Annotated in this window: 6 protein-coding genes; 4 read left to right on the top strand and 2 right to left on the bottom strand. The window is 68.3% G+C overall.

Annotated features, from left to right (window positions below; all coding sequences use genetic code 11):
* Together VE172_RS03575 and VE172_RS03570 are read left to right on the top strand one after the other, a co-directional pair.
* Positions 1-845: histidinol-phosphate transaminase (locus VE172_RS03575; RefSeq protein WP_324797267.1), on the top strand; the 845-nt coding region annotated here is incomplete at its 5' end.
* Positions 846-903: 58 nt separating this feature from the next.
* Positions 904-2013, top strand: coding sequence for an aminotransferase-like domain-containing protein (locus VE172_RS03570; protein ID WP_324797264.1), 1110 nt, complete (start codon positions 904-906; stop codon positions 2011-2013).
* A gap of 356 nt (positions 2014-2369) precedes the next feature.
* Here VE172_RS03570 and VE172_RS03565 read toward each other — a convergent pair whose 3' ends face one another.
* Positions 2370-2762: a hypothetical protein gene (locus tag VE172_RS03565; RefSeq protein WP_324797261.1), complete on the bottom strand. Its 393-nt coding sequence runs from the start codon at positions 2760-2762 to the stop codon at positions 2370-2372.
* A 130-nt stretch (positions 2763-2892) separates the two neighbouring features.
* Here VE172_RS03565 and VE172_RS03560 point away from each other — a divergent pair, with 130 nt between their 5' ends.
* Positions 2893-3411, top strand: a complete 519-nt coding sequence (locus VE172_RS03560; RefSeq protein WP_324797258.1) for a peptidylprolyl isomerase — start codon at positions 2893-2895, stop codon at positions 3409-3411.
* A complete protein-coding gene (locus VE172_RS03555; RefSeq protein WP_349258240.1) occupies positions 3411-4328 on the top strand; it encodes a rhomboid family intramembrane serine protease in 918 nt (305 codons plus the stop codon). The genes VE172_RS03560 and VE172_RS03555 overlap by 1 nt, the downstream gene beginning before the upstream one ends.
* On the opposite strand, the gene VE172_RS03550 is transcribed toward VE172_RS03555, so the two are convergent.
* A partial coding sequence (locus tag VE172_RS03550) for an oxidoreductase (protein WP_475525401.1) occupies positions 4325-5234 on the bottom strand: 910 nt, incomplete at its 5' end. The two genes, VE172_RS03555 and VE172_RS03550, sit on opposite strands and share 4 nt — an antisense overlap.

Here is a 5234-nt window from a genome sequence, read left to right as displayed (position 1 = left end):
AGGTGGACATCGACCGGGTGGCGACGGGCTGCGGCTCGGTGGCGCTGTTCGAGCACGTGGTGAAGGCGGCCGCCGCCCCGGGCGACGAGGTGCTGTACTCCTGGCGTTCCTTCGAGGCCTACCCGATCGTGGTGGCCGGGGTGGGCGCCACGAGCGTCAGGGTGCCCAATGACGCCGACCACGGTCACGACCTGGACGCCATGGCGGCGGCCGTCACCGAGCGGACCCGGATCGTGGTGGTGTGCAACCCGAACAACCCGACCGGTACCACTGTGGACCGTGCCTCGCTGACCCGTTTCGTCGACGCGATCGGCTCCGACGTGCTGATCGTGGTGGACGAGGCGTACCGCGAATTCGTCACCGACCCCGACGTGCCCGACGCGCTCGAGGAGTACGGCGACCGCCCCAACGTGGTGGTGCTGCGCACCTTCTCCAAGGCGTGGGGGCTGGCGGGTCTGCGCGCCGGTTACCTGATCGGCTCGCCCGAGGTGGCCGACACCGTCCGCAAGATCGTCACCCCGTTCTCGACGAACGCCTGCGCCCAGGCCGCCGCGCTGGCCGCCCTGGAGGCCGACGCCGAGATGCAGCACCGCGCCGCGTTGACGATCGCCGAGCGGGAACGCATGACGACCGCGGTGCGCCGCCTGGTCCCCGACGTCCCCGACACCCAGTCGAACTTCCTGTGGATGCCGCTCGGCGACGCCAGTCTCCCCTTCGCCAAGCACTGCGAGTCGCGCGGCGTGATCGTGCGGCCGTTCCCGGGCGAGGGCGTGCGGGTGTCCTTCGGCACACCGGAGCAGGACGACCGTTTCCTCGAGGTGGCGGGCGAGTTGCTGGGCGCGTAGCACACAGTCGGATGACTGGGGTGCCGGTGGCGTGGCCGGGACCTCTACCATTTTCGACATGCCACCAGAAGATGTCATCTCCTTCTCACGCGGCGCGCCCAGCCTGGACATCGTCGACATCGACGGGCTGAAGGCCGCCGCAGTCAAGGCCCTCGAGGACGACCCGGCGCGCATCGCCGGGTACGGCACCTCGGTGGGCTACCCGCCGCTGCGCGAGTGGATCGCCGCGAAACACGACGTGGACACCGATCAGGTGATCGTCACCAACGGCTCGATGCAGGCCGACGCGTTCCTGTTTGACCAGTACGTGAAGCCGGACAGCCCGGTGATCGTGGAGCGCCCCACCTACGACCGGACGCTGCTGGGGCTGCGCAATCGGCGCGGCGACCTGCACCCGGTGACGGTGGAGGCCGACGGCCTCAACGTCGACGAGGTCGAGGCCGCCCTGAAGCGCGGCCTGCGCCCGGTGCTGGCGCACATCATCCCGAACTTCCAGAACCCGGCGGGGGTCACGCTGTCGCTGGAGAAGCGGCAGCGGCTGGTCGCCCTGGCCGACGAGTACGACTTCACGATCTTCGAGGACGACCCGTACCTGGACATCCGTTTCCGGGGCGACAACCTGCCGACCATGCTGTCGATGGAGTCGGACGACCGGGTGGTCTTCGCGTCGTCCTTCTCCAAGACGGTGTGCCCGGGTCTGCGCACGGGCTATCTGGTGGGCCCGGCCGACGTGATCGCGAAGATCGCGAAGCAGGCCACCAACACCTACATCGCTCCCAACATGTTCGCCCAGGCGACGATCTACCAGTTCGCGCTGTCGGGCGCCCTGGAGGAGTCGATCAAGAACGTGAAGCACGCCCTGGCCGAGCGGGCCGACACGCTGGCGGCGGCGCTGCGCGAGCACCTGCCGCAGTCGCACTGCGTGGTGCCCGACGGCGGGTACTTCCTGTGGGTCGATCTCGGCGAGGACGTCGAGGTGGACAAGCTGTTGCCGGCGGCCACGGCGCGCGGCGTCCAGGTGGTGAAGGGCACCGACTTCGTCATCGACGGCGGACACCACAGTCTGCGGCTGGCGTATTCGGCGGTCCGTCCCGAGCGGATCGACGAGGGCGTGCGGCGCATGGCCCAGGCCATTGAGGACTGTCGGTTAGCCGACACTAGATTGTGATCAGTCCGTAACCTGTTGCCACGCAATGTATTCATCGACCTACTAGTGAGTATATGAATCTTGGCGTAGATACGACATGGCGGACAACCGCCACGGTCAGACCTTTGCAAGGGTGCACTTGACGGACCAGAATCACAGACATGCGACGCGTGACAGCGTCGACGGAGGCTTTACCCCCGCCCCCCCATGTGGCGCCGGGTGGCACACTCGCTGACTCCCCCCCGCAGCGAGCGTGCCCCCGGCGCCCTTTATGTGTCCGCACGAAAAGACCGGGTTCACCGCTGAAACGTGGTGAACCCGGCTTCATGTGAAATTGTGTGCCGTTCGTCGACTGCGCAACCCGCGCTTCAAGCCGGTCAGTCGACGCTGGCGCTGGCCATTTCGGTGCGCGATTCGGTGGCGGGTTGCTCCTTGGGTGCCTCATAGGTGCTGAGGTCCTCGGCGGGTGAATCCTCGGCGAAGAGGTGTTCGTCGTCCGCCGTGGTGGCGGCGGAACGGCGCATCATGATGACGCCCGCGGTGCCGGCGGCGGCGGTGATCACGACGATCGACCCCGCGACCCACGGCCAGCGGCGGCGGCGCTTCTTACGCAGCCCGACCCTGACGAGGGCGCTGTCCAGGGCCGGGGTCAGACGCTCCCGGGCCCCGTCGGCGGCGTACGCCGTGGCCGACCTCAGGTGGCCGATCCCCTTGGCGAGCTCTCCCTTGACCTGCTCGCGATGTTTCGACTTTCGCCGCAACAAGCTCACGATCATTCACCTCCCAATGAACGGATGTACCACCACATACTGCCCGCGCCGGGGTGGAAATGTGCCGAAATGCCGTCCGCGGACCCGGGTGATTTCGGTCGAGCGGGCGGCATCTGGCACCATGGGCGGCATGACTACCGCTACCTTGCACACCAACCTGGGTGACGTGACCGTTCAGCTGCTCGACAACCACGCGCCCAAGACCGTGGCCAATTTTGTCGGGCTGGCCGAGGGCACCAAGGACTACACGGACCCCGAAACGGGGGCGCCGGGCAGCGGGCCGTATTACGACGGCACCGTGTTCCACCGCATCATCGACGGCTTCATGATCCAGGGCGGCGACCCGACCGGCACCGGCCGCGGCGGCCCCGGCTTCCAGTTCGGCGACGAGATCCACCCGGACCTGCAGTTCAACCGCCCGTACCTGCTGGCCATGGCCAACGCCGGGCCCGGCACCAACGGCTCGCAGTTCTTCATCACCACCGGCGACGGCAAGCAGCCGCACCTCAACGGCAAGCACACCATCTTCGGCGAGGTGGCCGACCCGCAGTCGCAGAAGGTCATCGACACAATCGGCTCGGTGCAGACCGCCCGCGGCGATCGTCCGGTCGACGAGGTGCGCCTGGAGCGCGTTACGATTTCGCGTTAATGACCGACAATCCGGCGCCGCCGGTGTGCTACCGGCATCCGCGCAAAGAGACGTACGTGACGTGTGTGCGCTGCGAACGACCGATTTGCCCGGATTGCATGACGCAGGCGTCGGTGGGGTTCCAGTGCCCCGAATGCGTCAAGGAGGGCCAGCGCGCGGTGCGGCGGGGCCGCACCGTGATGGGCGGGGTCGGCGGCACCGAGGGCATCGTCACCAAGATCCTGGTGGGCGTGAACGTCGGGGTGTTCCTCATCGGCCTGATCCTGTCGCTGTCGAACATCGGCAACGTGCTGATCGGCGGGGCGCCGACGCCGCTGCATTCGTTCGGGGCGCTGATTCCGCTTGCCGCGCATCAGGACCAGACGCTGTACGGGGTGGCGACGGGCGAGTACTACCGCCTGTTCACCTCGATGTTCCTGCACTACGGGATCCTGCACATCGGCTTCAACATGTACATCCTGTGGGTGCTGGGGCGCTATCTGGAGCGGGATCTCGGTCCGATCCGATACCTCGCCCTGTACCTGGTGAGCGGGCTGGGCGGCAGCGTCCTGACCTACATGCTCGCCCTGGACCCGGCGAGCGTGCAGACCGCCAGCGCGGGCGCCTCGGGCTGCATCTTCGGGCTCTTCGGCGGCGCGGTGTTGATCAACCGCAAGCTGGGGCGCGACAACTCGGGGATCTACGTCCTCGTGGTGTTGAACCTGGTGCTGACCTTCACGGTGTCGGGCATCAGCTGGACGGCGCACGTCGGCGGGCTGGTGTCGGGGGCGCTGCTGGGGGCTTTGCTGGCGCACGCGCCGCGCAACCATCGCACGCTGATCCAGACCGCGGGTTTCGCGGTGCTGCTGGTGATCTTCGCGGTCCTGGTGCTGTGGCACACCGGCGTCATCGACGACACGTACCAAATGCCGATCTAGCCCTTGCGGCCCGTGGGTGGCTTGCGGGAACCGGGGGCGAACTGTTTCGGCCACGGCATCGGGTATTCCTGATCGGCCGCCGCGTGTAGCGTCCAGTGTGGATCGTAGAGGTGAACGCGGCCCAGCGCGCACAGGTCCGCCCGCCCGGCCAGGACGATGGAGTTGACGTCGTCGGCCGAGGAGATGGCCCCCACCGCGATCACCGCGACGTCCGGGTACTCGGCCGCCAGCGCGTGACGGATGCGGTCGGCGTAGGGGGTCTGGTAGGAGCGGCCGTAGGCCGGGCGCTCGTCGGACACCACCTGGCCGGTGGACACGTCGATGGCGTCGACCCCGGCGGCGGCGAAGGCGCGGGCGATGTCCACGGACTCCGGCCCGGTGACGCCGCCGTCGTGCCAGTCGGTGGCGGAGATCCGCACCGTCATCGGCCCGTCCCATTGCGCGCGAACGGACTCCAACACCTCCAGCGGGAAGCGCAGGCGGTTGTCGAGGCCGCCGCCGTAGGCGTCGGTGCGATGGTTGGTGAGCGGGGAGATGAAGCTGGACAACAGGTAGCCGTGCGCGCAGTGCAGCTCGAGCAGGTCGAATCCGCAGTCGCGGGCGCGGCGGGCGGAGGCGGCGAACTCCCCGCGAATCGCGGCGAGGTCGGCAGTGGACAGTTCGCGGGGGGTCTGGCTGTCGGCGCGATAGGGCAGCGCCGAGGGCGCCGCGATCGGCCAGTTCCCCTGGGGCAGCGGCTCGTCGATGCCGTCCCACATCAGCTTGGTGGAGCCCTTGCGGCCCGAGTGTCCCAATTGGATGCCGATCCTGGCCTCGGTGTCGCCGTGGACGAAGTCGACCACCCGTTTCCACGCGGCGGCCTGCTCGTCGGTGTACAGGCCCGCACAGCCCGGGGTGATGCGGGCC

Origin of the sequence: Stackebrandtia sp. (assembly GCF_035643755.1) — a bacterium.
Taxonomy (GTDB): Bacteria; Actinomycetota; Actinomycetes; order Mycobacteriales; family Micromonosporaceae; genus Stackebrandtia.
The sequence above is the reverse complement of the archived record's forward strand: the minus strand, read 5'-3'. Positions and strand labels throughout refer to the sequence as shown.

Coding starts and splice junctions, on each gene's coding strand:
- VE172_RS03570 (WP_324797264.1), top strand. CDS start 904: ATGCCACCAGAAGATGTCATCTCCTTCTCACGCGGCGCGCCCAGCCTG.
- VE172_RS03560 (WP_324797258.1), top strand. CDS start 2,893: ATGACTACCGCTACCTTGCACACCAACCTGGGTGACGTGACCGTTCAG.
- VE172_RS03555 (WP_349258240.1), top strand. CDS start 3,411: ATGACCGACAATCCGGCGCCGCCGGTGTGCTACCGGCATCCGCGCAAA.